At 55.1% G+C, this 25,627-nt stretch carries 22 protein-coding genes; 6 read left to right on the forward strand and 16 right to left on the reverse strand.

Features of this window, described 5'->3' with window-relative positions:
* Nucleotides 1–52: 52 nt before the first annotated feature.
* The 5 genes from ACH2EH_RS22365 to ACH2EH_RS22385 are packed head-to-tail and all read right to left on the reverse strand — an operon-like array spanning nucleotide 53 to nucleotide 6,081.
* Nucleotides 53–1,849, reverse strand: coding sequence for a sulfatase-like hydrolase/transferase (locus ACH2EH_RS22365; RefSeq protein WP_395145224.1), 1,797 nt, complete (start codon nucleotides 1,847–1,849; stop codon nucleotides 53–55).
* Nucleotides 1,846–4,110 carry a four-carbon acid sugar kinase family protein gene (locus tag ACH2EH_RS22370; RefSeq protein WP_395145225.1) on the reverse strand — a complete coding sequence of 755 codons (2,265 nt, stop codon included), beginning with the start codon at nucleotides 4,108–4,110 and terminating at the stop codon, nucleotides 1,846–1,848. The genes ACH2EH_RS22365 and ACH2EH_RS22370 overlap by 4 nt, the downstream gene beginning before the upstream one ends.
* A complete protein-coding gene (locus tag ACH2EH_RS22375) occupies nucleotides 4,107–4,520 on the reverse strand; it encodes a VOC family protein (RefSeq protein WP_395145227.1) in 414 nt (137 codons plus the stop codon). The genes ACH2EH_RS22370 and ACH2EH_RS22375 overlap by 4 nt, the downstream gene beginning before the upstream one ends.
* A gap of 11 nt (nucleotides 4,521–4,531) precedes the next feature.
* A complete protein-coding gene (locus ACH2EH_RS22380; RefSeq protein ID WP_395145228.1) occupies nucleotides 4,532–4,960 on the reverse strand; it encodes an H-X9-DG-CTERM domain-containing protein in 429 nt (142 codons plus the stop codon).
* 5 nt (nucleotides 4,961–4,965) lie between these two features.
* The gene (locus ACH2EH_RS22385) at nucleotides 4,966–6,081 is read right to left on the reverse strand and encodes an IS4 family transposase (protein WP_395145229.1); all 1,116 of its coding nucleotides are present in this window, start codon (nucleotides 6,079–6,081) and stop codon (nucleotides 4,966–4,968) included.
* A gap of 85 nt (nucleotides 6,082–6,166) precedes the next feature.
* On the opposite strand from ACH2EH_RS22385, the gene ACH2EH_RS22390 reads away from it, so the two are divergent.
* The 3 genes from ACH2EH_RS22390 (at nucleotide 6,167) to ACH2EH_RS22400 (ending at nucleotide 7,882) form a co-directional block, all read left to right on the forward strand.
* On the forward strand, nucleotides 6,167–7,180 hold the full coding sequence (locus tag ACH2EH_RS22390; protein ID WP_395145231.1) for a LacI family DNA-binding transcriptional regulator: 1,014 nt from the start codon (nucleotides 6,167–6,169) through the stop codon (nucleotides 7,178–7,180).
* 99 nt (nucleotides 7,181–7,279) lie between these two features.
* Complete coding sequence (locus ACH2EH_RS22395) at nucleotides 7,280–7,447, forward strand: hypothetical protein (protein ID WP_395145233.1); 168 nt, start codon at nucleotides 7,280–7,282, stop codon at nucleotides 7,445–7,447.
* Nucleotides 7,448–7,567: 120 nt separating this feature from the next.
* Nucleotides 7,568–7,882 (forward strand): hypothetical protein, encoded by a 315-nt coding sequence (locus ACH2EH_RS22400; protein ID WP_395145235.1) that lies wholly within the window; start codon nucleotides 7,568–7,570, stop codon nucleotides 7,880–7,882.
* Here ACH2EH_RS22400 and ACH2EH_RS22405 read toward each other — a convergent pair.
* The 8 genes from ACH2EH_RS22405 to ACH2EH_RS22440 all read right to left on the reverse strand — a co-directional run bounded on the left by ACH2EH_RS22405 (nucleotide 7,874) and on the right by ACH2EH_RS22440 (nucleotide 20,564).
* Entirely contained in the window at nucleotides 7,874–8,863 is a 990-nt protein-coding gene (locus ACH2EH_RS22405; protein ID WP_395145236.1) for a formylglycine-generating enzyme family protein, read from the reverse strand. The two genes, ACH2EH_RS22400 and ACH2EH_RS22405, sit on opposite strands and share 9 nt — an antisense overlap.
* Nucleotides 8,860–10,758 carry an O-antigen ligase family protein gene (locus ACH2EH_RS22410; protein WP_395145238.1) on the reverse strand — a complete coding sequence of 633 codons (1,899 nt, stop codon included), beginning with the start codon at nucleotides 10,756–10,758 and terminating at the stop codon, nucleotides 8,860–8,862. Before ACH2EH_RS22410 ends, ACH2EH_RS22405 begins: the two co-directional genes overlap by 4 nt.
* Nucleotides 10,759–10,773: 15 nt before the next feature.
* Entirely contained in the window at nucleotides 10,774–11,916 is a 1,143-nt protein-coding gene (locus ACH2EH_RS22415; RefSeq protein WP_395145240.1) for a glycosyltransferase, read from the reverse strand.
* A 19-nt stretch (nucleotides 11,917–11,935) separates the two neighbouring features.
* Complete coding sequence (locus ACH2EH_RS22420; protein ID WP_395145242.1) at nucleotides 11,936–13,117, reverse strand: glycosyltransferase family 4 protein; 1,182 nt, start codon at nucleotides 13,115–13,117, stop codon at nucleotides 11,936–11,938.
* The gene (locus ACH2EH_RS22425) at nucleotides 13,110–14,624 is read right to left on the reverse strand and encodes a hypothetical protein (RefSeq protein WP_395145244.1); all 1,515 of its coding nucleotides are present in this window, start codon (nucleotides 14,622–14,624) and stop codon (nucleotides 13,110–13,112) included. Before ACH2EH_RS22425 ends, ACH2EH_RS22420 begins: the two co-directional genes overlap by 8 nt.
* A gap of 108 nt (nucleotides 14,625–14,732) precedes the next feature.
* Nucleotides 14,733–15,956, reverse strand: coding sequence for a polysaccharide biosynthesis/export family protein (locus ACH2EH_RS22430; protein ID WP_395145259.1), 1,224 nt, complete (start codon nucleotides 15,954–15,956; stop codon nucleotides 14,733–14,735).
* Nucleotides 15,956–18,145, reverse strand: a complete 2,190-nt coding sequence (locus ACH2EH_RS22435) for a polysaccharide biosynthesis tyrosine autokinase (protein ID WP_395145245.1) — start codon at nucleotides 18,143–18,145, stop codon at nucleotides 15,956–15,958. The genes ACH2EH_RS22430 and ACH2EH_RS22435 overlap by 1 nt, the downstream gene beginning before the upstream one ends.
* A 277-nt stretch (nucleotides 18,146–18,422) precedes the next feature.
* The gene (locus ACH2EH_RS22440) at nucleotides 18,423–20,564 is read right to left on the reverse strand and encodes a tetratricopeptide repeat protein (RefSeq protein WP_395145247.1); all 2,142 of its coding nucleotides are present in this window, start codon (nucleotides 20,562–20,564) and stop codon (nucleotides 18,423–18,425) included.
* 80 nt (nucleotides 20,565–20,644) lie between these two features.
* On the opposite strand from ACH2EH_RS22440, the gene ACH2EH_RS22445 reads away from it, so the two are divergent.
* On the forward strand, nucleotides 20,645–21,646 hold the full coding sequence (locus ACH2EH_RS22445; RefSeq protein ID WP_395145249.1) for a hypothetical protein: 1,002 nt from the start codon (nucleotides 20,645–20,647) through the stop codon (nucleotides 21,644–21,646).
* On the opposite strand, the gene ACH2EH_RS22450 is transcribed toward ACH2EH_RS22445, so the two are convergent.
* Nucleotides 21,627–22,265 carry a prepilin-type N-terminal cleavage/methylation domain-containing protein gene (locus tag ACH2EH_RS22450; RefSeq protein ID WP_395145251.1) on the reverse strand — a complete coding sequence of 213 codons (639 nt, stop codon included), beginning with the start codon at nucleotides 22,263–22,265 and terminating at the stop codon, nucleotides 21,627–21,629. The two genes, ACH2EH_RS22445 and ACH2EH_RS22450, sit on opposite strands and share 20 nt — an antisense overlap.
* Nucleotides 22,226–22,855, reverse strand: a complete 630-nt coding sequence (locus ACH2EH_RS22455) for a hypothetical protein (protein ID WP_395145253.1) — start codon at nucleotides 22,853–22,855, stop codon at nucleotides 22,226–22,228. The genes ACH2EH_RS22450 and ACH2EH_RS22455 overlap by 40 nt, the downstream gene beginning before the upstream one ends.
* Nucleotides 22,856–22,974: 119 nt before the next feature.
* Between ACH2EH_RS22455 and ACH2EH_RS22460 the strand changes: the two genes are divergently transcribed.
* Both ACH2EH_RS22460 and ACH2EH_RS22465 read left to right on the forward strand, forming a co-directional pair.
* On the forward strand, nucleotides 22,975–23,718 hold the full coding sequence (locus ACH2EH_RS22460; RefSeq protein WP_395145255.1) for an SDR family NAD(P)-dependent oxidoreductase: 744 nt from the start codon (nucleotides 22,975–22,977) through the stop codon (nucleotides 23,716–23,718).
* A 41-nt stretch (nucleotides 23,719–23,759) separates the two neighbouring features.
* Nucleotides 23,760–24,713, forward strand: a complete 954-nt coding sequence (locus ACH2EH_RS22465; RefSeq protein WP_394795958.1) for a ribose-phosphate diphosphokinase — start codon at nucleotides 23,760–23,762, stop codon at nucleotides 24,711–24,713.
* Here the strand turns inward: ACH2EH_RS22465 and ACH2EH_RS22470 are convergent.
* A partial coding sequence (locus tag ACH2EH_RS22470; protein WP_395145257.1) for an ATPase, T2SS/T4P/T4SS family occupies nucleotides 24,710–25,627 on the reverse strand: 918 nt, incomplete at its 5' end. The genes ACH2EH_RS22465 and ACH2EH_RS22470 overlap by 4 nt on opposite strands.

Below are 25,627 nucleotides of genomic sequence, written 5' to 3' on the forward strand. Positions count from 1 at the left end.
TAGCCCGAGATCAGCAACCCTGCCATCAGACAGAGCACCATAGATACTTTCTTCATTTTTTTCTCTCTGAAACGGTCTTTCGAGCAAGTTCGGTGAAACGATCGGTCTGATCTTGCCAAACGCGCTCCAACTCCTTTACTTTACCTGGCAGCTTCGCGGCTAAGTTGAACTGCTCGGCGCGGTCAGTGCGCAGGTCGTAGAGTTCCCAGGGATCGCCTTTAGCCGCGACAAGCTTCCAATCACCGACGCGGACGGCGCGATTGCCTTCATGGAGCCACCAGAGGCTCTCGCGTGGTAGCTGCCTCTCTTTCGCAAAGGCAGAAACCAAGCTCCGACCAGGTGCCTCAGGGAGAGGCTCGCCTTTCCAGTCCTTGGGTTTCTGGACACCCGCTAATTCTAGCACAGTCGGGACGATATCAATCAGATGCCCTGGCGTGCGACGAAGCTCCCCGCGGGCGCGGATGCCCGCGGGCCAGTGTGCAATGAGTGGCGTGGTGATGCCCCCTTCGTGAACCCAGGTCTTGTGCCTTCGAAAAGGCGTGTTGCAGGCGCTGGAAAACCCGGGGCCGAGACAGAGGTAGCTCTTCGCGCTGCCGGGCGGCGCGGCGGGATCGTGGCCGCCGTCGCGCACCATCAGCTCCGCACTGGCGCCATTGTCGGACGCGAAGAAGATAACCGTGTTCTCGTAGGCCTTCATTGCCTTTAGCTGCGCGATAATACGCCCGATCTCCTGATCCATACGGTCTACCATGGCGGCGTGGATCGCCATCTTCGTCGCCTGGAAGCGCCGCTGCTCCGGCGTGAGCTCGCTCCACGGCAGCGGGCGATTCACCTCATCGGGGCCGAGCTTCTTAATGTCATCGGGGAAGGCATAGGGCGGGCCAATGTCCCGCTCCAGCGCGGAGAGAGTTGTCTGGGTAATGCCCATTTTCTTCTGCCGGCCAAAGCGAGCCGTGCGCATCGCGTCCCAGCCCATAAGATACTTATCCCGGTACTTGGCGATATCTTGGGGCAGCGCGTGCAACGGGAAGTGCGGCGCATGGAAAGCAATGTACTGAAAGAAGGGCCGGTTAGGATAACTCGTAGCGTGATCTTTCAGGCACTCGACCGCGTGGTCCGCCGTGGCAGTCGTGAGATAATAGCGACTCTCGTCGGCAGGGGGGCGCACCGGCTTATCATCAAGAGCGCTCCCCCTTGCCGTGAAGAAGTTGCCCGGACTGTTCACGTTCAGCGAGCGATCAAAACCCGCGTCGAGCACCTTGCCATCAATGTGCCACTTGCCGCTGTGGTAGCTGCGGTAGCCCGCAGTCTTGAGGGGAGCGTTTTTCTTTGGGGCAATTGTGTCATCGAAGTCCGCGTAGGCAAGTAGTGTCTCGGGCGCGTCGGCCCCCACTTTTAAGAACCGCTCGCCTGTTCCGGCAAAGCGCAGGTAGCGCTCCTGGGCATACTCAAGCCGTCCCTTGCCCCGAAAATCGCGCCCGGCCTTGTCGGTCTTGCCCACGGTGAAGCTCCCCGTCTTACCGTAAAACGCAGGCAGGGGCTTGTCGTTTCGCAGAAACTCCGTCGCGTAGGTCCAGGTGCCAGGCAGGTCGGGTGCGAGATGCGCCCGCCAGACCTTCCCCTCGGTTGCGGACGTCTCCGCGGCGTTGCCATCGGCGGCGAAGTAGCCCGGAACTTTGTAGCTCTTGCCCGACGTGTGGCGAAATGTCACCGTAAACTCCAGATTCGTGAAAGGATTGGGGGCACTGTCCATCTCCCGCGCAAACGGCCCCTCCAAATTCAGCGTCACTTTATGCCACTGCTTCAGCTCCCCAGCGATTGTCACCATCCCGTTACCCTCTTGATTCATGCGCCCGTTACCTCCTTGAGGAGCTTGAAGAAGCCCTTCTTACGCGCCGAGTTGCTACCCCAGTCACAGGGCATAGACTGGTAGCCTTCCTCGATTTTTTCGTCTTTCATACGGTAGTCAAAGTAGCCCCAGCTTGCGTACTGCGAGAGCGCGGCCACAAAGTTATTGTTTGGTTTCTCAAAGTCAAAGTGATCGTCCTCGTTGAAGAGAATGGGCATGGGTCTGTAGCCAGGCACCGCGCGGGTCTCGACGACCATCTGCGGGATGCGCTTGGGGTCAGAGACGCCGTTGCCGTGGATCAGCAGAAAGTCCGAGGCGCGAACCACGTTCTCCAGCGGCACGAAGCCGCCGCCGTAGCTCGTGCCCACGAGTAGACGCTGTCCACTTCGTGTTTTTGCTTTTGCACGCAATATCAATTCATGAACTCTCGCGGGCTTGAGGATCTGGTGATCGTAGGCAGCCACATTGCACTCGTTGTTGATCTCCAGCAGGAGATTACGCCAGCCTTTCTGGAGCAACCACTCGACGGTGTTGTCCACGGCTCGGATCACCGCCACCTCGTCTTTTACCCGCTGATCCTGGCCGAAGTAGAAGATCCCGAGAATCGGTGCCATCCCGAGCGCGTCAGCGCGATTGAGGATTTTCTCCAAGCGCTTGAGATAGTCGGGTCGCAGGCTACCGTCGGCATTGATCGCGGAGTTGTGCCACGGCTGCGACTTGGAGTAGCCCTCGGGCGAGCCGCCTTGCAGATTCACCGTGAACGAGAGCAAGCCCGCTTTGCGCCACTCCGGGAGCATGGCGATAAATCTCTCGGTGTTCTTCTCCGCATCGTAGGGCATGCCATCCGGGGAAGCCCAGCGGGAGCGCGTCTCGGGGTTCAGGTCATCAAAAGTCGCCTGCACGACGCGCGAGTTGAGCAGAAGTCCTTCGATCTTGTGGCCCTTCCAGGTGCGGCCTGCGTAGGTGGGCTTGCCATTGATAAAGAACGCGTCGCCCTTGATACTCAGTGTGGTTTTCATATTCGTATTTATCTCTCCGTGCAGGCGCTCCCGCGCTGCAAAAAGTGCCTCCGGGCCACCGACATTTCCGGGGAAGACAACATAGAGCAGCCCCGGCCAGCGGCTCTCATCGCCGGTTCGCCAGAGGGGGACTCCGGGAAGAATCGGCCCAACCACCTCAGCGCGCTTGACATTCAGCGCCTGAGTCGCGATATCCGAGCTGGTGATGCCGCCTTTTGCCAGTATCCAGCGTGGCCGCACCGTGATTTTTTTTACTAGATTCACCAGCCTACTAGAGAACTCTGCACTGGTCGCCAGATCGCCCGAGACCACGGCGCGTGGAGTGTAGATCAGCACATCGTGGCCTGCCGCAAGCGCGGCATCCAGACCGGTGCTGTCCTCGGTGCCAAGTTCGTAGGCATCCAGCACAACTTGCTCTTGTAGATACGCGAGCTGCTCGGTGGTCTTGGGGACGTGGGAACCGACGATGATCAAGCCACCAGGGCCAGTATCGTGTTCGGAGAGAATAGCCAGCGGTGCGCTTTCCTGCCCCAGGCAAGCGGCACCAAACGAGGCGGCGGTGCGGGCGAGAATGCGCTTGCCGCTGGCTTCGAGCGCAAAGACGGCCTGCGCGAGCGTCTGAGTGTGCTGGGGCAAATTGGCGTTGACAATGCAGTAAGTGTTAGGGAGTAAAGTGCTGAGAAAGGCCGTCGTGGCTGTAACGCCTTCCTCAAGCGTTGCTTGCGAGAGAGAGGCCACCTCACTTGCCTTTACCCGGCCCGCGGTTTTCTCCTCGACCCACTCGCGCAGGTTGGAGGAGCGAAAACCAAAGACAGCATCCTGGGCAAAAGGCGTCTGGGCGGCAGGTGTCTCCCCGACATAGTGAATGTCTCCCCGCGTGCGCCGCTCTCCTTCCTCAAAATACGGGACAATCAGCGTGAGGTAGTGCGGGCCAAGCTCTTGATCGAGCGCGTCGGTCTCAGCGGGAAAGTGCCCACGAAGCGTCGAGTCTCCGCGTGCCAGAACGCGGACGGGAATCTGTGTTTGTGCAGAAGCGACTTTGAGATTTCGTCCGATCTCTTGGTAGAGCGCGTGGGCGGCTTCGGTGTTCAGGGCGCGGGAGTTGGTCAGGACGAAGAACCCCGCGTTGCCGCGCTCCAGCTCACTTGCCAGCGTCTCCACCGACCACTCGGTCAGCACGGCGACACCCGACACAGTCTGGGTACCGGTCGGGTCATCGTCTAAAAGTATGGTTTGTCTCAAGAGTTTTCTGGCTCCGAAGTGATCTCGATCAGCACGCCCCGTGTCTGGCTGGGCTGGATAAACGCGGCTTGCCGTCCGTTGGGGCCACGCCGTGGCTTCGGGTCGCGCGACGGTAGCCCGAGTGCGGGAAGCTCCTCAATGGCTTTCGCGACACTGTCCACAAGAAAGCAAAAGTGGTGCAACCCCTCGCCGCGCTCATCCAGATGCTTACTCAGCGCGTGCTCAGGCGTGAGCGGCTGGACAAGCTGAAGGTGCACTCCCGTACCCGTGTCGAGGTGTGTCAGGCGCACCCCTTGCTCGTCGCGCAGCTCGGTAAAGAGCAGGGGAAGCCCCAGACGATCTCTGTAGAACGCTAGGGCCTCTTCTGTATCCCGCACGACAATCGCAATATGGTCAAGATTCTTAAACAATTTTGCTTTTTCTACTTTCCGGTGACACTATTGGCATAGAAGTACCAGCCCAGCACGCCATCTTTCATACCACTCACGGTCTCGACCTTGAACCACTTGGCATGGCCATCACAGAACGCGTGGTTGCTTCCACCGCTATGCCGCGCCGTTCCTCGTCCCTGAAGATTGGGATCGAAGTAATTCGTCACCGCAGGATTATACGGTCTCGCATCGCGGAAGACATTCAGGTGCTCGTCCATCACGCGTCCATCACGCTCGGAGAGGAAGATCGTATCCGCCGGTGCCGTGATCTCCGCCATGGCACGCCCTGTTTGACTATTGGCTGGGGTTGCGATTCCCCAACCCACAGGGCTGTTGAAATACGGGTGCGTTCCCTGGCCCGTGTCTTTGTTCCAATAATAACTAAAGCGGTAGGCTTTGCCATCCAGCTCAATCCACATTTTCACTACCCGACACTTTTGAGTCTCCGTTTAGAACGCGGAAAACGCGTCCGCAGAGGTAGCCCTTCGTTGAGGCAATATTCTATCCAATTAAGACCAAGGTGAAACAGGCTCCAGTCGCAACGATCCGCACGATGGATCAAAGGGACGCGCCCCGTCTGGACGACCCAAGCACCAAGGCAAACGATCCAGAGGTAGGCCAGACAAAGCCCTATCAAAAGCCGTTCCAGATGGGAAGTATCGCTGATATGACTATGACTCAGGTAAAAACCACGACTCTTCTGATCCGAAAAGAAGGTCTCAATCCGAAAGCGACGCTGGTAGAAATGATACGCTTCCTCGAGTAAATCAAGATTGGAGACAAGAATTAGAGGCTCATCCCAACGGGAGTCCCAGATAATGCTCACCAAAACGGGCCCGTATTGTGCGGCTGTAAAGCCAACATCGGGCAATTCTATTCGATCTCCCCGCTCCAGAATCATGCCTTTGGGAGAGAATTGTTGGCCAGCTTCCGTCAATAGAACATTTTTTGCTGTACGGCATACGTAGTTCCAGCCTTGCTTCTGGAGGGTCGCCAGCAGTTGTACGCCATCAAATTCTCCATCACCCAGAAAAACAACATTGCGATCCTCAGGCAGGATCTTGGCTGCTTGCTCAAGCAACTGAATATGAGTTTCTTGGGGGAGGTGCCCCTTTTTCCCCTTGACAACGATCCAGCACAGAGGCAGCGCCCGCTTCTTGTAGACCACATTGATGCTGAGCATGACACAATCGCGCCCCACTTCGCTTCCGTCTATAATTAGCACTAATGGTCCGGCGGGTAGGTTGCTTAGCACTCTCTCGACATAAGGCAGATAATAAGTTTTACTATCAATAGTATCATTAGCAAGGAAGCGTTCTATCCGCCGAATCCTGCTTTGCGGCTTTGCATCCGAGGGGACTTTACTTGCGACGGCTGGTAAATGGCACTTTTTGCTTCCGATCACCCCTGTTCCGATCACCCCTATAATGAGCATAGTGAGAGTGTTGAGATGCCGTGCTTGATTGCCTGTAAGTTTTGTGGGACGTAGTGATATCAATGCCTTTTTTATGGCACAATAGCGTTTGAGGTTGTCGCTCATGGGATTTCCTGGGTACTCCTGGACTGTGGTAAGAATAAGGGTACCGGATCGACAGCCTCATTTCAAAATGTGTCGGGTAGTGAAGATGCAGAAAGAAGGAGCAGATATTCGCGCGGTCGCCGCCCGTGCCGGAGTCTCGGTGGCGTCGGTCTCGCGGTTTCTGAACGGCAAAAAACGGGTGCGCGCCGAGACCGAGGCGCGGATTCTGGAGGCAGTTTCGGCGCTGGGTTACCGTCCCAATCCCATCGCGCAGAGCATGCGCACCAACCGCACGCAGCTCGTGGGCCTGATCCTGCCTGATAGTAGCAACCCGTTTTTCTCCGCGCTGGTGCGCGGCGCGGAAGATGCGCTGGGGGCATCGGGCTACGCACTCACCCTGCTCAATAGCAACGAGGATGTCACACGCGAGCGGGAGCTTCTGGAGAGGCTTCAACGGCTGCGCTGTGATGGCGTGATCCTGATTCCCGCACCCGAGACAGAGAACGAAAGCCAGCGCTGGTCGGGCCATGACCCGGCGTTTCCGCTCGTGCTGGTAGATCGTGAGGCGGGAATTCCGACCGATCTGGTGGTGGTGGACAACGCGCTCGGAGGCACTCTGGCAGCGACGCATCTTCTAGAAAACGGGCACCAGCGCATCGGGCTGCTGAGCGTGGACTACCAAGTCTCCAGCCACCGCGCACGCCGGGCGGGATTTGTGCAGGCACTGAGCGAGGTCGGGCTGACTCCCTGCGGCGAGGCGTTTGTCCCGCTGACCGTCGAGGACGGAAGTCGTGCGACCAAGGCGCTTCTGGCCCGTCTGGAGCCGCCGACCGCGCTTTTTGTCACCAGTAGCTCGCTGACCATCGGGGCCTTGGCGGCGTTTCAAGCACGGGGCTTGCGCTGCCCCCAAGACATTAGCATCGTCGGCTATGATAGCTATCCCTGGCAGGAGATTCTCACGCCGCGTCTGACCGTCATCTGCCAGCCCGCCTACGAGATGGGCCAGTGTGCCGCGGAGCGACTTCTTGCACGAATGCAGGGTGCCGACGCCGCCCCGCAGCGCCAAATTCTCTCCCCCAAGCTGATCGTCCGTGGCTCTGTCGCTTCTCTTGCTCTCTGAAACACTTCATAGAAACTTGATATTTCCCGTGGTGGCGGCATCTATCTCAAAGAGTATATCTGTTGAGCCTGCTGTCGCTCGATATTGAGCTCAGGGAGGGTGAGCGTGGCCAAAGCGCAGCGCGGCGGCTACGAGTTCTGGCTGGCCTCCAATCTCTTGGAATTCACCAGTGATGCCTACGACTGCACGGTCTTCGATGGCGAGGGCAACCCGGTCAAGCTGCCCGGCTACCGTGTGGATGGCATCACGGACGCGGCGATTCGCTAGCCACTACCCCGCCCCGACAGGTTACGCAGAGCGCTACACAGGCCGCTGGACCCCTCCCGACCTTCAGACCCTGGGAGGTTGCGCAGCATCTCCCCGGCTACTTGGGGATGATCAAGCGGCTTGATCCAGTTGGGGCGCTGCATCCGCACCCACCACTGGAAGTACAGTGTGGTTGCGACAGGAATCGGAGGCAATGCCCAGCCTAGCAGCGACACCTACACCGAGGACTGTCTCTACGACCTAAAGGCAGACCCCTACGAGCTCCAGAACCTGGTGAACCATCCCAGCCATACCGCTGTCCGAGAGCAGCTCCGCACGCGCTTATTAGCACGCATGGCTGAGGCGGGCGAACCTCCCGCAGCAATCCTGCCACACCCTGAGGTATTCGCAGGCTTTACGCAGCGCTGCGTGGAGAGCGCCGAAGTGCTACAGTGAGCCGTCTTTCACGCACCGAAACCCGACATGGGAGCTTCCCGTGTTGATATCCCCCTTGCCACGTCCACCGGGCATGTAGCGGGCACAGTACGCCTCGCAACATAGAAATGAGCCGCCTTTTTGAACGCGCTTCTGGATGCCGGGCTCATCGGGATCAAGGCTGTCGTCGGGGCCTTGGGGACTCTTTTCGGGGCTCTTGGCAAAGTAGTCCGGGCGGTACCAGTCCGAGCACCACTGCCAGACATTACCTGCCATATCGTGGAGGCCAAAGGCATTGGCCGGGAAGCTGCCCACGGGCGACGTGCGCTCAAAGCCGTCTGTTTTAGTGTTTTTGTTGGGAAAGTCGCCGTTAAACGTATTGGCCATCTGCTTGCCCTTGGGCGCGAAGTCATCGCCCCAGATAAAGGGTTTCTGATCTTGCCCACCGCGCGCAGCAAACTCCCACTCCGCCTCGGTCGGAAGCCGCTTACCGGCCCACTTTGCGTAGGCCGCTGCGTCTTCGTAGGCAACGTGCACCACGGGATGGTTCTCGCGGCCCTTCAGATCGCTCGTCGGGCCTTCGGGGTGCTGCCAGCTCGCCTTGGGGACGTAGCTCCACCACTGGGTCACATCGTCTAGCCGCACCTCATGGTCAGGCGGCGTAAAAACTACGGCTCCGGGCACGAGCTTATCCACCGGCACCCCCGGGAACTCCTTGGGATCAAGCGGCCGCTCCGCAATTGTGTGGTACTTGGTGGCCCTGACAAATTTTTCGAACTCGGCGTTCGTGACAAGATTCTTGTCCATCCAGAAACTCGCCAGTGTCACTTTATGCACCGGCTGCGCGTCCTGAAAACGCGGATCGTCGCTACCCATCCGAAAGCTACCCTCTTTGATCAAGAGCATGCCTTCCGTGGAGGCTGTGGGCGGTGGGCTAACCGATTTCGCGCAGCCTGCCATCGTCAGCACAGCACAGCAGAGAAAGAAATTTGTTTTCATCATTTTGGTGGCTTTGCAGTAGGCTTCTTAGCAGGAGGTGCCTCGACCACGTCCACTACCCGGGAGGCAGAGTAGGTTCGGCCAAACTCATCCTGAAAGCCAGCCTGTACCTGCAGCATCCCTGTCTCCTTAGCGGGCAGTCGCAAGGAGAGTTCGGAGAAGCCACGCAAAAGATCACTCGCATTGAACTCCTCACGCCAGAGTGCCCACTCCTGGCTCGGCACGGGCCGAGGTGCGCGACTTCCTCCCTGCTCAAACCAGACAGGAGTCACCCAAGTAGTTGCCGGATGGCTTCCCTGCTCTTTGCCCCAGCCGTTGCGATAGAGTGCCCGCCAGCGCACGGTTTCCCCGGGATAGTAGGGGCCGTGTGTCCGCTCCATGATTTGAAAGACCCCTCGTGGCTGCCCGCGCGGATCCCAGAGCAGCTTGCCCAGCCAGAGTGCTCCCCCACAAACAAGCGCCGCCGCGAGTGCCGCCATGCCATACCCCAAATGCGCACGGCGTGGTGTAGGATCCTCCCCTGCCTGTCGAATCACCCCCAGGAGCACTCCAGCCAGTGACCAAAAAACTGCCCAGACCCCACAGAACTGGAAAGCAGGGGAACCGTTTACCTCAACCAGCCCTCCAATCAGTGCTCCAAGACAGGCAATTAGCAGCGCGCGCTCCCCCGGGTCGCGCACCCGTGCCAGCGCCCGCCACCCCGTAAAAAGCAGTACCAGAACCGAAAATAGTAACAGAAATAACCCAACAGCTCCCGTCTCCGCAGCCCACTGGACATAGTAGTTATGCGCGATATTCTGGTGCCCTGTACCATGCAGTGCCACTTGCTCGGGGCCATCTCCTAGGTTCGTCCAGCGTCCCTGGAGTAAGAGATAGCTGCCCAGCCCCCAACCGAACAGGGGCTTCAGTGAGAGCATCCGCAGTCCCCCACTCCACATAATCAGACGAGTACCAAGCGAGCCGTCTTCCAGCAGGTTGACAAGGCCCGCCACACGATTTGAGAGCAACGGTGCCAGTCCTCCCACAAGCGCCATCAACACCAGTGCCCCAATAATAATCACAATGGGTGAGGTTAGTTTTTGCTTCCACGTGTGTGCACCACGATGTTCTTTTTTCTTCCCGAGCGGTGGATAACGCCAGAACAGATAGCCAATCAGCAGCAGGCCAACGCTCCCTCCCAGCCATGCGGAGCGGCAACGAGTCATGATCCAAGCAAATCCCAAAATAAGCACGGCAGCCTGGGCTGTCAGGCGTGCCCGGTCAGGAAGTGCACCAGAGAGCCCCAGTCCTAGCGCAAGTGGTAAGAGCAGTGCCAGAAGCGATCCGATACTCTCATGTGTCCCCAGAATACTGATATTATCTGCCGTGAAGTGATTGGTGAAACCAACTTTCTGTGCAAAATGCGCAATATCGTAAAGGGCAATCCCACAGGCAAGAGCTAAGATCCCTCCTAGTGCCAAGCCGAGCTCACGCCGCTCACGCAGCGCATAGGATGTCACCAGGTAGGCACTTGCTCCGGCAAGTAGTCGGATCCCTTCCCCCATTGCCACCGTCCGATCCGGGGCAAGAAAGAAACTGACACCTCCCCAGAGCAAGCAAGCAGCCCAAGCAACTGTCGGCCCACGCTTCACATAGCGCTGGAGGGGTTCTGCGTAGTCTCGGCACGAAGCAAGCAGTAGCAGTAACATAACCACTGCCCCCACCGAGAGAAAAAGTCTCATGATGGGAGAAATCAGGGGAATTTCTGCCGCAAGAAGTACAGCGAGGCAGACCAAAAGCCCAAGAGGCCGCTGGCTCCGCTGCAGCTCATCAAAAAGATCTAGCGGTTCGCCCTGCTTCTTACGAAACCGCGCCCGCTCCGCGTCCCGTCGCTCCCAAGGATCAGAGGCTTTACCCATTAAAAGACCTCACGATCATAACTGCCTCTTTGGTTGGGGAGAGATTTGATCATAACGGGCACGATGCTCGGCCAAACGGAGATCTACAAGCATTTGCAGACGTTTCTGAAATGCTTCTAAACTAAAAGTTTCCGCATGCGCCCTCAGACGTTCCGGAACAAAAGTAGAGTGATCCAGGCGACCAATGGCCTCCACTAGAGATGCGGCAGTGGGTTCGCTAAAAAAAAGTCCCGTGTCTCCCTCCAGAACCGTCTCCATAGCTCCTCCGGCACGATAAGCAATAACAGGACGTCCCGCAGCCATCGCTTCTAACGGAGCAATACCAAAATCCTCTTCCCCAGGAAATAGAAAAGCCCGACAGTTCGCAAATAAGCCCTCAACCTCACCATCGGGAACACGCCCTAATACTTCAACCGTCGGCCCCGCAAGGCTCTTTAAGCGTTGCAGATCAGGCCCACTTCCAACAACTTTCAGTCTGATTTTCAGTTGATTACATGCTTCAATCGCCAGATCTACTCTTTTGTAAGGCAGCAACCGCGAAACAACAAGCAAATAATCGGAGGAAGGATTATCAATAACGGCGAATCGCATCACATCAATAGGGGGGTAAAGAATATCAGAATCCCGACGATAAAATTTGAGAACACGACGAGCAATATTATACGAATTAGAAAAAAAACAATCAATGCGCTGTGCTGCAAGCTGATCCCATTGGCGTAAATGATGAATGATAATAGGCAATACAATTCGAGCAAAACGTCCGAATTGGCCTTCTTCGACATATTCATAATAACGCCACGCAAAACGAGCAGGAGTATGGCAATAATGAATATGACAAGTCTCAGGTGATGTTAATACCCCCTGAGAAAATCGTGTCCCATGCGATAGGACAACATCATAACCACGCAAATCAAGTGTCTCAAAAGCAATGGGATAGAGAGGTAGGAAAAGCTTACTATACTTCGCCCGAGCTGCAAAAGGAATCTTCTGCATAAAAGATGTGCGTACATCCATCTGAGCAAACGAAGAAAAAGTCCCTGCGGGATCATAGATAGACGTATAGATAGGCGCATCAGGCCAGAGCTGATGCATTGCTTCTACAACCCGCTCGGCTCCCCCGCGCTGGGTTAAGTCATCATGGACGATAGCAATCCGCACGTCTTCTCTTTACCTCAACCTATTCTCTACCGAGCAACTCTCGATAGAATGATTCTATAGCACGCGCTGAATGTGCAGCGGTAAATTTTTCACGGACGCGCTTGTAGGCGGCCTGCCCCAGAGCGCTTGCTTCCTCGGGGTGCATAAGAAGCCGTTCCAGAGCATCTGCCAGCGCACTCGCATCACCCATAGGGGTACGTAGACCATTTACCCCCTGCTCGATGATTTCTTGAACCCCTCCCCCATCACTCGCCACGACAGGGAGTCCCTCCGCCATACCCTCAATCACCACTTGCCCAAATGGCTCGGGAGTAATACTACAGTGTGCCAAAATATCCAATCCTCGAAGAAGTTCAGAGACATCGCTACGAAATCCCAGGAAACTCACTCGATCCCCGAGACTAACAGCTTGCTGTCGTAGCTGTGCCTCGTACGCAGCTTCCCCAAAAAGAGGAGCACCAATCACCTGGAAGTGAGCCTTGATACCACGATCTGTGAGTTTCTTTGCTGCCTCCAAAAAGATATGCTGCCCTTTCCAAGGGACAATTCTCCCTAGTAAGCCAATCTGTGGCAGTGAGCGATTCCAGTGATCAAAGGACAACGGGCAGGGCGTTTGTAGCTCACTATCCATCAACCCATCGTAAACAACTCGGCAGCGTTGCCTTCCAGCACCTAAAGGAAAAATTTTGTTCTCTGTACTAAGAGAATTCGTAAGGACACCCGAAGGAATACTTCGAGCCAATCGCCGAAAAACAGTCACCACTCGTCTTGGAAGATAGGAAGGATCAATATGATCACGAATATGCCAAAGCACAGGAATGCCAGCAATTTTCCCCGCCAGCGCACCATAAATATCAGACTTCAGAGAATTACAATGAATCAAATCGGCTCTTCGGCGACGTAAAATCGGCACCAATCGCAAGGCATAACGCAAACAGGCCATTGCCATGCCCATGTCTCGTCGAAACCCGATTCCCAAAGTTTCCTTACGAGCCTTGCGCAGACGCTCATCAAGAGGCACAATAACCGTCTCCAAGGATGCGGCACGCAATCTTACAACAAATTCCCCCTCAGTAGCCAGCAGGAGTACGGGGTCAACCTTACCACGGTCTAATGAGGTTAAAGTACGAAACAGTGCAATTTCCCCACCCGACCATTTCGAAGTATGGTCAAGATAGAAGACACGCGGGAGTTCAGACACTCGCATTGTCAATTATCAGGGCGGATGGTTTGAGCGATTCCAAATGTTTTGCCTGCCCAACAAGCTCGTTTGCCACAGACTGACGATACTCAAAGTTTAAACGATCCATTGTCCCGATTAAAAACCAAAGAATCATTGACTGCGCATAGTGCGACCCCGCGAGCCAGTTCCCTTGACAAACGGCCATCAGTGCAATAACACTCAGCGCAAGATGATCGCGTGTATCATGCCAATACATTCCCATCGTTACACAGATTCGAAAACAAATTAATATATAGAGAATCCCTCCAATAAACCCTAATGCCATGAACATATCTGCAAAATCAGCTTCAGATGACTGCTGCCCTACACCAAATTTCGACGATGCAATTGTCCCTACTCCTAAGCCCATCCCAATAGGAGTAAGAAAACCACGTAGAATGCCACCAGTAACAAGTGACACATGAGAGCCTCCTGTTGACCCCTTTCCAAGGGGATCACTTAATCCTTTGATCTGGTGATTGAGAAACACAGCGGTTCGATCATCAACATCTACTACCTTCGCTTTTTCTACCCCCAGAGTCAATCCCCAAACGGCTATAACGACGGCGATAACAAGACGCGGTATCCAAGCCCGATAGCTCCTGGCTTGAATTGCCCAAATCACAACCATCATCAGAAATAGACTGATGACTCCACCGCGAGAAGAGGAAAGAACCAGAGCACCACCTATGATAGTGAAGGGAATTATATAAACATACCGGCGGCGTAAAAAAGCAACCCAACACAACGCAGCTCCCATATTTAGAATGAAAACATACTCCGAAAATGAAAGTAAAGTGCCAAAGGAACGATAGATATTTGTAGCTAACGCCTGACTAGAGCCCCGACTGATAAGAACCCAAAATTTCTCAATCTCAGTTAAACTAGCGTTTTGTCTTAAGCCAATAAATGTTTCAAAGATACCAAACATGACTAAAACAACAAAAATCACTTTCGCAACACTACGACTACCTTTTTGAATCCCAATGTAATACCAAAACAGGGGAGTCAATTTAAAAATAGCCCCACCCATACCAACCGCAATCCCCCCCTGAAAAGGATTAAAAATTTCTAAAATCATCATTATAACAATAATGGAAACTAAGCGTACGACAGGAGTATGCCTTGGTATTTTCCGCATTAGCACCATGCGCAAAAAAAACAACCCACCGACAAAAAAGCTAACAAGGGTAATAGGATCATTGCTTATATAACCCGTGGAGGGAATCAGTTCACGTCGTATCGCCCCTAGCAAAACAAGATAGACGAACATGCCCACCACACCAATAGTTGCAGAAAATTCTAACGAAGCCCAGATAATCACAAAGACCAAAACAGCAATGCAGTAATGAATTGGCAGACTCATTGAGTCACCCGCACGCGCTAGCTCACTGAAACTCCCCATTAAAATCGGGGACATTAATGCCAAATTAGCGATTCCTACTTGACAGCCTAACCCTCCCCATCTGGCAAGTTTTGTCTTCAAGCACATCAGTATATTTTTCGCGTCAGACATTAGGTGACCTCCCAGATAAAAGAAGTTGGCAAGAGATGCACACTGCCAACTTCCTTTTCAAACATCTTGCCAATAACCCTAGCCACGAAGAATAAAATACAGACCAGGCAAGATTCCTAGTAACCCTAGAAAATCCTGTGTGGATCCCCATTTACGCTTATTTGGATCGGTTGCTGGCACAAAAATTTCATCATCAGGCTGAATTTCCTTATCTCGGGAACGATCACCCTTAAGCATTTTCTCAATATTGATTTCTTCGGTAGTACTGACTCCTTTTTCTACACGTGTGAGCGTCACTTTCTTAAGATCAGCTCCCGTCGGGGGAATCCCAGCAATTGTCAAAGCATCAAAAAGGGTAAGAGTACGATCATCGGGATAGTCCTGTTCACCTTGTTTCGCAACGGCTCCGTTGATCTTGTAACGGGCCTCTAATTTGGGAATCGTCAAGACATCTCCACCTTCAAGTAGGATATCGTCTTCAATTTTCCCTTTCTTATATCCACGCAAGTCAACTTTAAGAACTTTCCCCTTACGCAAGATCGTCGCCTTAGACAGTGCCGCCTTATCCGTTACTCCTCCTAAATCATTGAGTAACGAGAGAATCGAACCATCTTTAGGGAGTTCGACAGTACCACCGCGCCCTGCCCCCACTTCCCCAATAACAGTGACAGTGATCTGATTACGATCAAGAACCGTCACATTAATCATGTCTCCATTTTTCAGAAGTAAGTTGTGCGCAGAGTCATTAGCATAGATCTTAGCAAGATCAAGAGGGATTACTTTTGCATCACGAAATAAATCGGCTTTATAGAATTCATAGCGAGTTGATGCCGAAGCACTGCCTGAAGCAATTCCACCTGCAGCCCCTAAAGCATCTAATATAGTCCAGTTCTCCTTGAGGACTAGCTTACCCGCTCCACGGACAGCTCCTAAAATCGTGATTTCACGTGGCTCACGTTGGACAACATTCACCGTCACATTGGGACGGGTGAGCTGCTTCTTGTCCTTCAGTCCCTTGGCAATCTCACTAGCGATTTCGTCACGTGTCCGACCAGCAGCCTTTATTTTTCCTAAGATAGGAAAAACAAAAGTCCCGTCCGGTAAAACCTGACCATTGAGAGAAAATTCGGGGTGGTTGATGACAATGATTGAAACAACATCACCCGGGTTAATCCGATAGTCTTCAGCAAGCTTCTCTTGAGTTACTGTAGGGCTACCGTGCGCCCAACCCGACTGCGGCAAGACCGCTCCCAAAACGGCGAGTGCGAGCAAACTGCCGCAGAGTACTTTTGCAAATATCATCAATCACGTCCCTTTCCCAGCGGCTCGTTTTCCGATGTCTCGCTACTTGCTTCGATCCCTCGGGCTGTGGGCTCCGCAACCCCACGTCCCGTCCGGCTACTCTCCACAGAGGCAGGGACATAGTACTTCCCATAGTAGTAACCTGAGCTGGTACCCTCCACACGGTTGAGAACGGTTCCCAAGACACGTGCGTTGGCCCGTTGCAGTCGCTCCACCGCCTGGCGGGAGTTTGTCTTTTTGGTCTCTCCGTAACCAATCACCAGCAGAACACCATTAGTTCGGGCGGCAAGGACCACACTATCCGCCACCGCAAGCGTTGGTGGTGAGTCAAAGAGAACGATGTCCGCCAGAGACTCCAGTTGTGCAATAAGCTCAACCATCCTCGCCGAGCCCAAAAGCTCTGCGGGGTTGGGTGGAGGTGAGCCTGCTGCAATCACACTCACATTCTCTACACCGCAGGACCGTATGACTTCGGAGATCTCATGGGTTCCCACAAGAATATCGGTCAGACCCGGGGATGACTCCTGACGGAAGAGCTTATGCAGGCTTGGGCGACGCAAGTCCGCGTCCACGATAATGACCCGCTTGCCATCCAGTGCCATCGCCATCGCCAGGTTAGCCGCTGTCGTGGACTTCCCTTCCGCGGGCACCGATGAAGTCACAACAATACTACGCAGAGTGGTCCCTACGGCGGCAAAGTTAATATTGGTTCGAAGACTTCGGTACGATTCCATCAAGGGCGAGAAGGTGCTGATATCCCGAATCAGACGCAGACCCTCCTCCTCAACAAGTGGTACATGCCCTAGGTTCGGCAGACGTAGCACTCGCTCGGCTTCTTCGGGGCTATTGATTCGGTCATCTAATAATTCCTGAAGAAGTGCAAGACAGAGTCCCAAAAAGACGCCTAACAGCCCTGCGAACATAATATTCTGAGGCTTATTTGGACGAACAGGGCTTCCCGGCACAATAGCATCTTCAATAACACGACTTGTCTCTACCTTGGCATTTTTACGTAGCTCAATATCCTGCATTTTCGTATTAAAATAGTCGATACGACCTGCAGCATTCGTTTGAATTTGTTTAAGTTCGGCAATTTTATCTGAAAAATCAGGAGTTTGACCAAGACGATTCCTCAATTCCTGAATTGCAGTAAAATTCGGTCGAGATGCATTTTCAGCGCTGGCTAAATCAATCCGCAATTTCTTAAGTTCAACATCAAACCCTTCGTAAGTAGGATCAAGAACTAAATTTTTCTTCTCAAAACCTTTCTTATAGGCTGTAGCGTACTGTGTCAGACGGCTAAACTCTGCTCTCAATGCACGCAGCCGGTCATTATCGTCGCCAAGTTCTTCTTTAGCGGCGGCCATGATCGCTTCTTTATCCGCGATAGTCCTTTGAATACTTTCCCAGTTTGGGTCCTGCTCAATGCCGAGAAGTCCAGGGCGCAGACGCTCTTTCTTCTGCCGACTCATATAGCCCACGATCTCACCGATACGTGTCGTGAGATAGTTGATCTCACTCAGCTGCTTCTGGTAGGTCTGGCTTAGCTCACCGAGCTGCTTCTGATTGGCAGCGGCCTGAATTTCCAAATCGGAGATTTTGTGAACCTTCTGATAATTCAAGAGGTCTCTCTGCGCTTTGTTTTTCGTCGCCAGGTGCTTATTAAGATTTTTCTCCGCTTCCGCATAGACCAAGTCGAGCTTTTTCGAGCCCTTGTCATTGACATCGTCAATGTAGGCTTTGAGAATATGATTCGCGGTTTCAGTGACTGCATTGGGATCGTCCCCCTCAGCAATCACTTCCACAATAGATGTCCCACCCTCGACAGGAACAACGGAGTAGTTGGTGAGGGACTTCCCATTGGTCATGAGCTCCCCTGCCCGTTTCTTGATAGCGCTGCTCTTGAGGAGCTCTACCTGGGTAGGAGGTGAGTAGGGTGAGTTGAGCTTAAATAGCTCCGCGAGTGGATCGTTATTGACGGTTTGAATCAAATAAGACGGAGGCTCCAGCAAGACACGCGCACTCGCCTGGTAGACCAAAGGTTGGAAAAGGGTAATCAATACCCCTGCAACCAGGACGATGACGAAGGTCTGCAGAATAATGGCACGCCGCCGCCGCAGGATGCCGCCGTATTCGCTCAGGGATATAGATGGGGATCCCTCAGCCGATAAATCAGTTCGCTCTTGCATACACTTTCCTAAAACTCAAGTGCCCTCTGCCAAAAACCATTACACTCTCTGCGCAACTTTGAGCATTGAGTGAGTTGGAAATCCAGCGGGGACAAAAACACAGAGGACATTTAAACACAAAGGAGTCTTACGAAATCACGCCGTCAAGCGTTCCCAATTTTTCCGCAACTTCCTTATCTTCCCTCTAAATTGTGAAATCATCCCAAGACGCACACTTGCGCCATTGTAACACAGGCAAGATGACTTAGCATCTCAAACAGAAGATTAGGGTGAAAAACTAGCTCGCACGACGTATTTGCTGAACCACATCGCCCAGCAGCGTATAGGTATCACGATCCGCCTTGCCCAGTGAGATTACCTGGCGTAAGGCACCCTCCGCCTTTTCAAACTCTCCCCGGCGAATATAGAGGTCAGCAAGCTCACGAAATCTTAAGGGATCGGCTTCACCGAGCTTCAAGTACTGCTCCAGCGCCCACTGTTCCATCTTAGAGTTTCCCTGAGCGCGGTAGAGATCAATCATGTTTTTGTAGGTTTCAGGGTTATCCGGCTCCACACTGGCGGCTCGCTCGTACAATGTCTCCGCACGTAGCATTCCCAGTTCCTCAAATTTGAGGTTCAGGCGAGCCAGGTGCAGTAATGTCTGGGTATGGTTGGGATCAATCTTCTCCACAATAATCTGGAAGATTCTCCTTGCATCCTCACGTTTTTCCAGACCGAGAAGGCTTTCCGCCAGACCAAAGTGTGCTTCCAGGTGCTTGGCTCCTCCTGGCAAGATCACCGCACGCGCAAGAATATTGACGGCCCCCGTAAAATCGCTAAACTTCTCTTTCAGGAGAAGGCCATACTCTAATAGAGTGACGAAGTGGCCGGGCATCGCTTGCTCCGCCTCCTGGTACCAGCGAAGCGCCATGGGTAGATCGCCCCGTAGATTCCACTCCTGGGCAACCCGCAGTAGCAGTGACTCAGGAATACTTGTGCCAGAACATGTGTACTTCTGCAATAGCTCCAGCGCCGTATCGCTAAGACGCTCCTCACTCAGATACACCTCGGTCAGCGCCGCAAGAACTTCGTCGGTGGCTGCCCCCTTACGGTAGAGTGTCTCCCAGAGGGCCATTGCCTTACGGCGATCTGGGGTCTCATGAATCCTATTCTCATAATAGGTACGTGCTAGAGCAAGCAAGATTCCTTCATCCGCTTGTTTATAATAGTGTGCCTTCTCATAGATCATCATTGCCTTGCGGGAGTAATCTCCGGCTTCCAGCAGGGCAACTGCGTAGTAGAACCAGAGTATTTTTTCCTCAGGACAGAGTTCTGTAGCGCGCCCATAGATGAACGATGCCAGCGAGTCACGTCGCCCCGCCTGCCCCCAAGCCAGGGCAAGAGCACGCGGAACCACGGACCACTGCCACTGGCGCTCTGCAAAATGCGGCACCAGCTCCGACTCAAAGGCAATCGCCATCTCTAGGTGCTTGAGGAGGGCTGAGTCTCGTAAAATCAAAATATCGCAACGCCCAATCGAGTAGGCCAGTGCCGCTTCCAGAAGGTGATCCCCTGGTGAGAGAGCCAGCGCTACCTGAAGGGGCAAGACCGCCTCAACACCAAGCCGATTCTGGGCGATATAAGCTCGTGAAAGGCGGAGGCTCCAGTAGGCACGAGCCTCCTGCTTGTTCTCTTTGTTGGCCTCAGTGAACATCCGTAAGTAAACCGCACAGGCATTAGCATCATCGAGATCCCGACCCGAAAATAGATTGGCAAGGTACTGATTATTCTCTTTATCCTCTGAAACACGAATAAACAGATAACGGTAGATAATCTCCGCGCGATCATCGCTGCGCCCGCTGGCACGGTAGGCAACTCCTAGCCAACGAGCCACCCGGATGCGTTGCTCCTCCGTGAGAGTCGTGGAATCAAAAGCGGCCTCAAGAATAGGCAGACGCTCTGGCGTGATCCGAATATTTTCTTCGTCCAGACAATCGGTCATACGTTTGAGGATCTCATGACGCGGTAGATCTAGCTTATTCCAGTAGATAGACTCGCGCCAGTCCGCCTTCATCAACCGCCCCACACTCTGTTCGAGAGCCGCACTGCTGGGAGTGATGAGGCCATGATGGTACAGAGCGGCCACGTAGAAGGCGCACCGCTCATCCTCAGGGAAGGCTTCCGCAGCCAGAGGATACCAAGAGGCGCAGCGCGAGTGGAACTGACGGGTCTTCATATCCGCCCAGAGCAGTGCTTTTGCCACCCGCGCCAGTGCGGGCTGAGGTGCCTTTCCTACCAGAGCACTGTAGTAGTGACCCACCGCGTCTGGGGTCAGAGGAGGGTTTGTTGCCTTCAGGTGACGTGCAGCCTTGGTTCCACCCACTAGGCGCTGCCAGAGTGTCGGTGGTTGCTTGATCTCTTTGAAGATTCCCTTAGCCATTGCTTCTTTGCTTAGTATCGGTCAGCACTACGAGAAAACTCAGCGGACTTGCGAAAACTCAGCGGGTATACTCAGACGCTATGCCTTTATCTGTCGTCGTTCCTGCTGAGCTGAGCGAGTTTGCCCAGTTGCTAGGTTTCTCACTTGGTAAGCACGCCTCTCCCCTACCACCGCACCCTCGTACCGTCCGCCGCGCCTGGGCCGAAGGAGCACGCTCTGCCCTCTGCGCTGCCCCTACGAGAGAGGCACTCTGGCAGCTACGCCCCCTGGCCCTATTCGCTGCTGCGTTTGGCGAGCCGCTGCGTTCTGGCACTTTTCACTCCGGGCTTCATGCCCGGGGCGGCCTAGTCGCCACCGAGTGGCGCACTGCCCAGCAAGGCGCACTACTCTTTGCCCATAACCCGACCGACTCTCCCGTCATCGGCAGTGTCTTCCCCGCCTTCGACGAGCGCACCGTGGCAACAGACGAGACGCTCCTCTGGGCACACGATTTTCCTCTGGGACTGTCCGAAAACTACTTGGCCGCCTACGCGGGTCTCGTCAAATCCGATGCCACCCTGCTCACAGCGCACCTAAGGCCCGATCCTTTCCCTGGCGCACGGGTCTTTGTAGTGGGCACGCCCGGGGAACGGCGCGAGGTTTCGGTCTTCAATGCGGGGCCGGGTGAGGCTATTGAAGTGGTCTTTGGTGAAACGCCTGCTGTCTTTCCTGCGGGGATCTCGCAGGTAGTTACTGTCCCTGAGGCACTCGCCCCACATCTCTGGATTCTGGAGACCGCCACCTGGCTCGGCCCAACCTGGGAGCTCTCCCACGCTGGAGCGCTCACCCAGCACGCCTCAGATTGGCGCGAGAGCGTGATCGTCGGCGATGAGATACCGCGCAGTGCTCAGCTTCAGTTTGAGGAAAATTCGCCTGACGCAGTCTGGCTTAATGGAGTTCCCGTAACGGGGAGTGACGTGCTACTTCTGCCGGGCGAGAACCACCTAGTCGTGCGTGGTACACACGGCCCTGCGTTTCTCATTCCGGAGGGAGCCTGCTTCCAGGTGGAGCTAACGGATTGGGTCAGTCCGCCCAGTAGGTAAGCATCTCGTCTTTGAGGCTCCCCAGCGTCATGCGTTTGACATGGCCGTCGCAGAAGAGTCCATTGAAGCCCTTATGGTGCGCCGATTCCCAGTGACCCGGCGACGACGACCAGGTCTCGCAGTGCACCGCCGGGTTGCTATGCTCCCACATCAAAAGAGTCATGGTCTCCACCGATGCCTCACTACGCGTCAGAGGGCCAACCGTTGCTCCACCATCCGGGGCGATAACCTCAGGGGGGCGATTGAGCAGGTTGTTCATGGCATACTGCGGAAAACGAACCGTTTGCCCATTGCTGCTGCTGCTCTTCTCCTCAGGACAGCTCAACACCCCCGTACTCTTCAGGTAGGACTTTAAGAGAAAGTCCTGGTTCTCGCTCCAGCTAGAGCGTGGAATCGTCCAGCCAATCCCCGCGTGATCGAAGGCAAAGTAGATTTCATCATAATCCTGGACGTACATCCGCACCCCCATCCCAATCTGGCGCATATTGCTCATACAAACGGTCTGGCGGGCTTTGGCACGTGCCTGAGCAAAAACAGGAAAGAGAATCGCAGCTAGAATCGCAATAATAGCGATAACAACTAAAAGTTCGATGAGAGTGAAAGCGACGCGACGACGCATGACAAAAAATTCCTTCGCTCTAGTTTATCGCAAGATACCCTCCAAACATGACATCGTTTTGCCATGAAACGTTTCACTGACATGCCTGATAAAATTAGAAGACAATGCCTGCCGACGATGCCAACTGGGACGAGCAGATACTCTTGCGCCGCGTGCACCAGGGAGACGCCACGGCTGCCAGGAGCGGCGGTACATAAAGAGTAGAGCAAGTCGCCGCTCAGGTTACGCTCCACAAAGTCGGTGAGGGCACGCACCGCGGAGCGATCTTGGGTTCGATCCAGCACCGCGCAGAGCGCAATCAGGCGCGCGTCGTTGGCAAATAGGGGTGTCCCGGCGAAGCTCGCCAGCACTTCCTCCGTGGCGCTTGTTCCCGCCCGTGCCAGCCGCTCCACTTCGGGGAAGAGCTGTGCCGCCGCCGCAAAGCGGACGCTGAGCGAGTCGCCCACAAAGCTCATGCCCTGATCCGCCTTCGTCGGCTCGATCCGCGTGAGTAAGTCCGTGGTGCTGCCCCCACCGCCGCCACTTCCCCCACTGCTTCCGCTGCCACAGCCCGCCGTCAGCCCCGTGAGCCAGCCCCCCGTGGTCATCAAAAACGTCCGCCTTGTTCCCTTCATGCACCTGCCTCCTGTGGGTATTTAAAGAGAAAACAGCACCAGTGCACGAATCTGGACAGCCTTGGAAAATATTTTTTGCGGGGTACACTGAGCCCATGAGTGAGAGGAAAATCGCCGTGGTCACCGGAGCGTCCAGCGGCATCGGAGCAGCGACGGCGCGGCAGCTTGCGACAGCGGGCTATTTTGTAATTTTAGGCGCACGGCGCGAGGATAGAATCAGCGCTCTCGCCGAGGAGCTTGGCGGTGCGGCGCATGTCCTCGATGTCGCCGACACGGCCTCCGTGGAAGCCTTCTGCGCCACCGTGCCCGATGCAGTCCACGTCTTAGTGAACAACGCGGGGGGAGCGATTGGGTTGGAGCCACTTGCCCAAGCCCGCGACGAGGACTGGCTCCAGATGTACCAGACCAATGTGCTGGGGCTGATGCGCGTCACCCGCGCCCTGCTCCCCAAGCTGCAAAACGGCAAAGGCCATATCGTCAATATCACCAGCGTCGCCGGACGTGAGACCTACCCCAACGGCGCGGGCTACTGCGCTGTGAAGCACGCCGCCCGTGCCATCACCGAGACGCTCCGGCTGGAGCTTAACGGCACGCCCGTTCGGATCACCGATGTCGCGCCCGGTATGGTCGAGACCGAGTTCTCGGAAGTCCGCTTCTTTGGTGATAAAGAGCGAGCCGCAAAAGTCTACGACGGCCTCACGCCGCTGACCGCCGACGATGTGGCCGAGGTGGTGGTCTTCGCCGTGACGCGCCCGTGGCACGTGAACCTCGATGAGATCGTCATGAAGCCCGTAGCCCAAGCCCGTGCAACTATTGCCGCACGTGGGGTTGGACTGTAGAGCCGGGGAGATGGCCTCACTCACGGTACAATAGCCTCCGTATGTCTGTTCTTCGTCCCCCCATGGCGCTCTTCTCTGGAACCGCGCACCCCGAGCTCGCCGCCGCTGTCGCCCAGAACCTGGGTATCGAGCTTGGCCCTCTTAAGATCACGCGCTTCCCCGACTCCGAGATCTACATCAAGTTCGAGGACTCGGTACGCGGCACGGATGCTTTTGTGCTCCAGCCCACGTGCGCCCCGATTGACGCCAACTTATTAGAGCTGCTGATCCTACTAGACGCGCTTAAAAGAGCCAGCGCCAATAGTATCTCGGTGGTGCTGCCCTACTACGGCTACGCCCGCCAGGAGAAAAAAGACCGCCCGCGCGAGCCGATTACCGCCAAGCTGATCGCTAACTTGCTCACGACGGCGGGCGCGGATCGAATTGTCGCGATGGACTTGCACGCCGATGCGATCCAGGGCTTCTTTGATATTCCCGTGGATCACTTAACGGCCATCGGGGCGATCACGGATTATTTAGCGACTAAGAACTTAGAGAACACGGTTGTGGTCTCGCCCGACGAGGGCCGCGTGAAGAAAGTGCGCAAGATCGCCTCGCGCCTGCACTGCCCGCTCGCCGTGGGCTACAAGTTCCGCCCCAGCCACGGGATCGCGGAAATTAGCGGCCTCGCGGGCGATGTGAAGGGCAAGACTTGCATTGTCTACGATGACATGATCTCCACGGGCGGCTCGATCAACGAGATTATTGACATGCTCATTGCCAGCGGTGCAAACCCCGAGATCTACGTCGCCTGCACCCACGCCGTGCTTGCCGGACCCGCCGTTGAGCGCCTCTCCCGCCCGGAGATCAAGGAGCTGATCGTCACCGACACCATTCCGATCTCTCCCGAGAAGCGCACGGAAAAAACCACCGTTATCTCCGTCGCGCATCTCTTCGCCGAGGCCATCCGCCGCATCTGGACTGGTGACTCCGTCAGCGAATTGTTTAACGACTAGCTGTCTGCACGCGGCCTCGGATTTACAAGTTGTTCCTCCAGAGTTGTGCCCTTGGACCAGTAGCGCAGGATGTTCCGAATCTCTTGGTGCGTGGCCCGCTTCTCCACGAGTTCCCTAAGCGAGGTATTATCCGCGACCCAGGCCGCTTCATAAAATGCCTGCTGTGTCTCGCTGTTTTCAGAGCGAGCAAGGCACTGATTCACGATCACTTGCACCAGCCGCGCTTGTACTTGTGGCGCAACTCCGTAGCGCTCCAGTAGCGTGAAGACCGTGGGGATATTGGTGCAGCGCATCGTGGTGAGTACCGTGATCCCCGCCTCGGCGGCTTCCACGGCGGCGCGAGCGCTCTCAGCATCGTGGATGCTTCCTAAAAACAAAACATCGGGGCGGGCTCGCAGCACGGTCTTGAGGGCTTTGTCGAGCGTGTGGCCACAAAACGGGTTGAGCTGAATCTGCGTGACACCGGGAAGCTCGTACTCTATAGGCTGCTCAATCGTGTAGATAGCCCGCTCGATTTCGTTCAGATAGTGCAGACACGTCGCTGCTGTCGTTGTGGTTCCACTAGCACTCGGCCCCACAAAGAGAAACAGCCCACCTGCTGATGTGAGAAGCGTCTCCAGCGGCACCTGATGCTCAGCCAGCATCCCCAGTGCTTGCAAGCCTTTTCGGGGCAGATCATCACTCAGCAGCCGCGCTGTCACCGTGTGCCCATACAGAGTCGGTATCGCAGTGACACGCAGGTTATAGTCCTTGCGATTGTGCTGGAGTCTGATGGTTCCAACCTGAGGCACGAACAACCGGGCAAGATCAATATCGGCCATCACCATCACGCGCCGAACAAAATGATTCTGAACCAGCTTCGGGACATGCATTACTTCTTTCAGCACCCCTCCCACGCGAAACCGAATCCGCAG

It is taken from the genome of Armatimonas sp. (assembly GCF_043760365.1).
Taxonomy (GTDB): domain Bacteria; phylum Armatimonadota; class Armatimonadia; order Armatimonadales; family Armatimonadaceae; genus Armatimonas.

What these genes read in the sequence shown, in the direction of transcription:
- ACH2EH_RS22365 (WP_395145224.1), bottom strand. Translation starts at nt 1,849, where the DNA reads ATGAATCAAGAGGGTAACGGGATGGTGACAATCGCTGGGGAGCTGAAG.
- ACH2EH_RS22445 (WP_395145249.1), top strand. Translation starts at nt 20,645, where the DNA reads ATGCCTTTATCTGTCGTCGTTCCTGCTGAGCTGAGCGAGTTTGCCCAG.
- ACH2EH_RS22460 (WP_395145255.1), top strand. Translation starts at nt 22,975, where the DNA reads ATGAGTGAGAGGAAAATCGCCGTGGTCACCGGAGCGTCCAGCGGCATC.
- ACH2EH_RS22410 (WP_395145238.1), bottom strand. Translation starts at nt 10,758, where the DNA reads ATGGGTAAAGCCTCTGATCCTTGGGAGCGACGGGACGCGGAGCGGGCG.
- ACH2EH_RS22435 (WP_395145245.1), bottom strand. Translation starts at nt 18,145, where the DNA reads ATGCAAGAGCGAACTGATTTATCGGCTGAGGGATCCCCATCTATATCC.
- ACH2EH_RS22385 (WP_395145229.1), bottom strand. Translation starts at nt 6,081, where the DNA reads ATGAGCGACAACCTCAAACGCTATTGTGCCATAAAAAAGGCATTGATA.
- ACH2EH_RS22390 (WP_395145231.1), top strand. Translation starts at nt 6,167, where the DNA reads ATGCAGAAAGAAGGAGCAGATATTCGCGCGGTCGCCGCCCGTGCCGGA.
- ACH2EH_RS22405 (WP_395145236.1), bottom strand. Translation starts at nt 8,863, where the DNA reads ATGATGAAAACAAATTTCTTTCTCTGCTGTGCTGTGCTGACGATGGCA.
- ACH2EH_RS22465 (WP_394795958.1), top strand. Translation starts at nt 23,760, where the DNA reads ATGTCTGTTCTTCGTCCCCCCATGGCGCTCTTCTCTGGAACCGCGCAC.
- ACH2EH_RS22450 (WP_395145251.1), bottom strand. Translation starts at nt 22,265, where the DNA reads ATGCGTCGTCGCGTCGCTTTCACTCTCATCGAACTTTTAGTTGTTATC.
- ACH2EH_RS22440 (WP_395145247.1), bottom strand. Translation starts at nt 20,564, where the DNA reads ATGGCTAAGGGAATCTTCAAAGAGATCAAGCAACCACCGACACTCTGG.
- ACH2EH_RS22430 (WP_395145259.1), bottom strand. Translation starts at nt 15,956, where the DNA reads ATGATATTTGCAAAAGTACTCTGCGGCAGTTTGCTCGCACTCGCCGTT.
- ACH2EH_RS22380 (WP_395145228.1), bottom strand. Translation starts at nt 4,960, where the DNA reads ATGTGGATTGAGCTGGATGGCAAAGCCTACCGCTTTAGTTATTATTGG.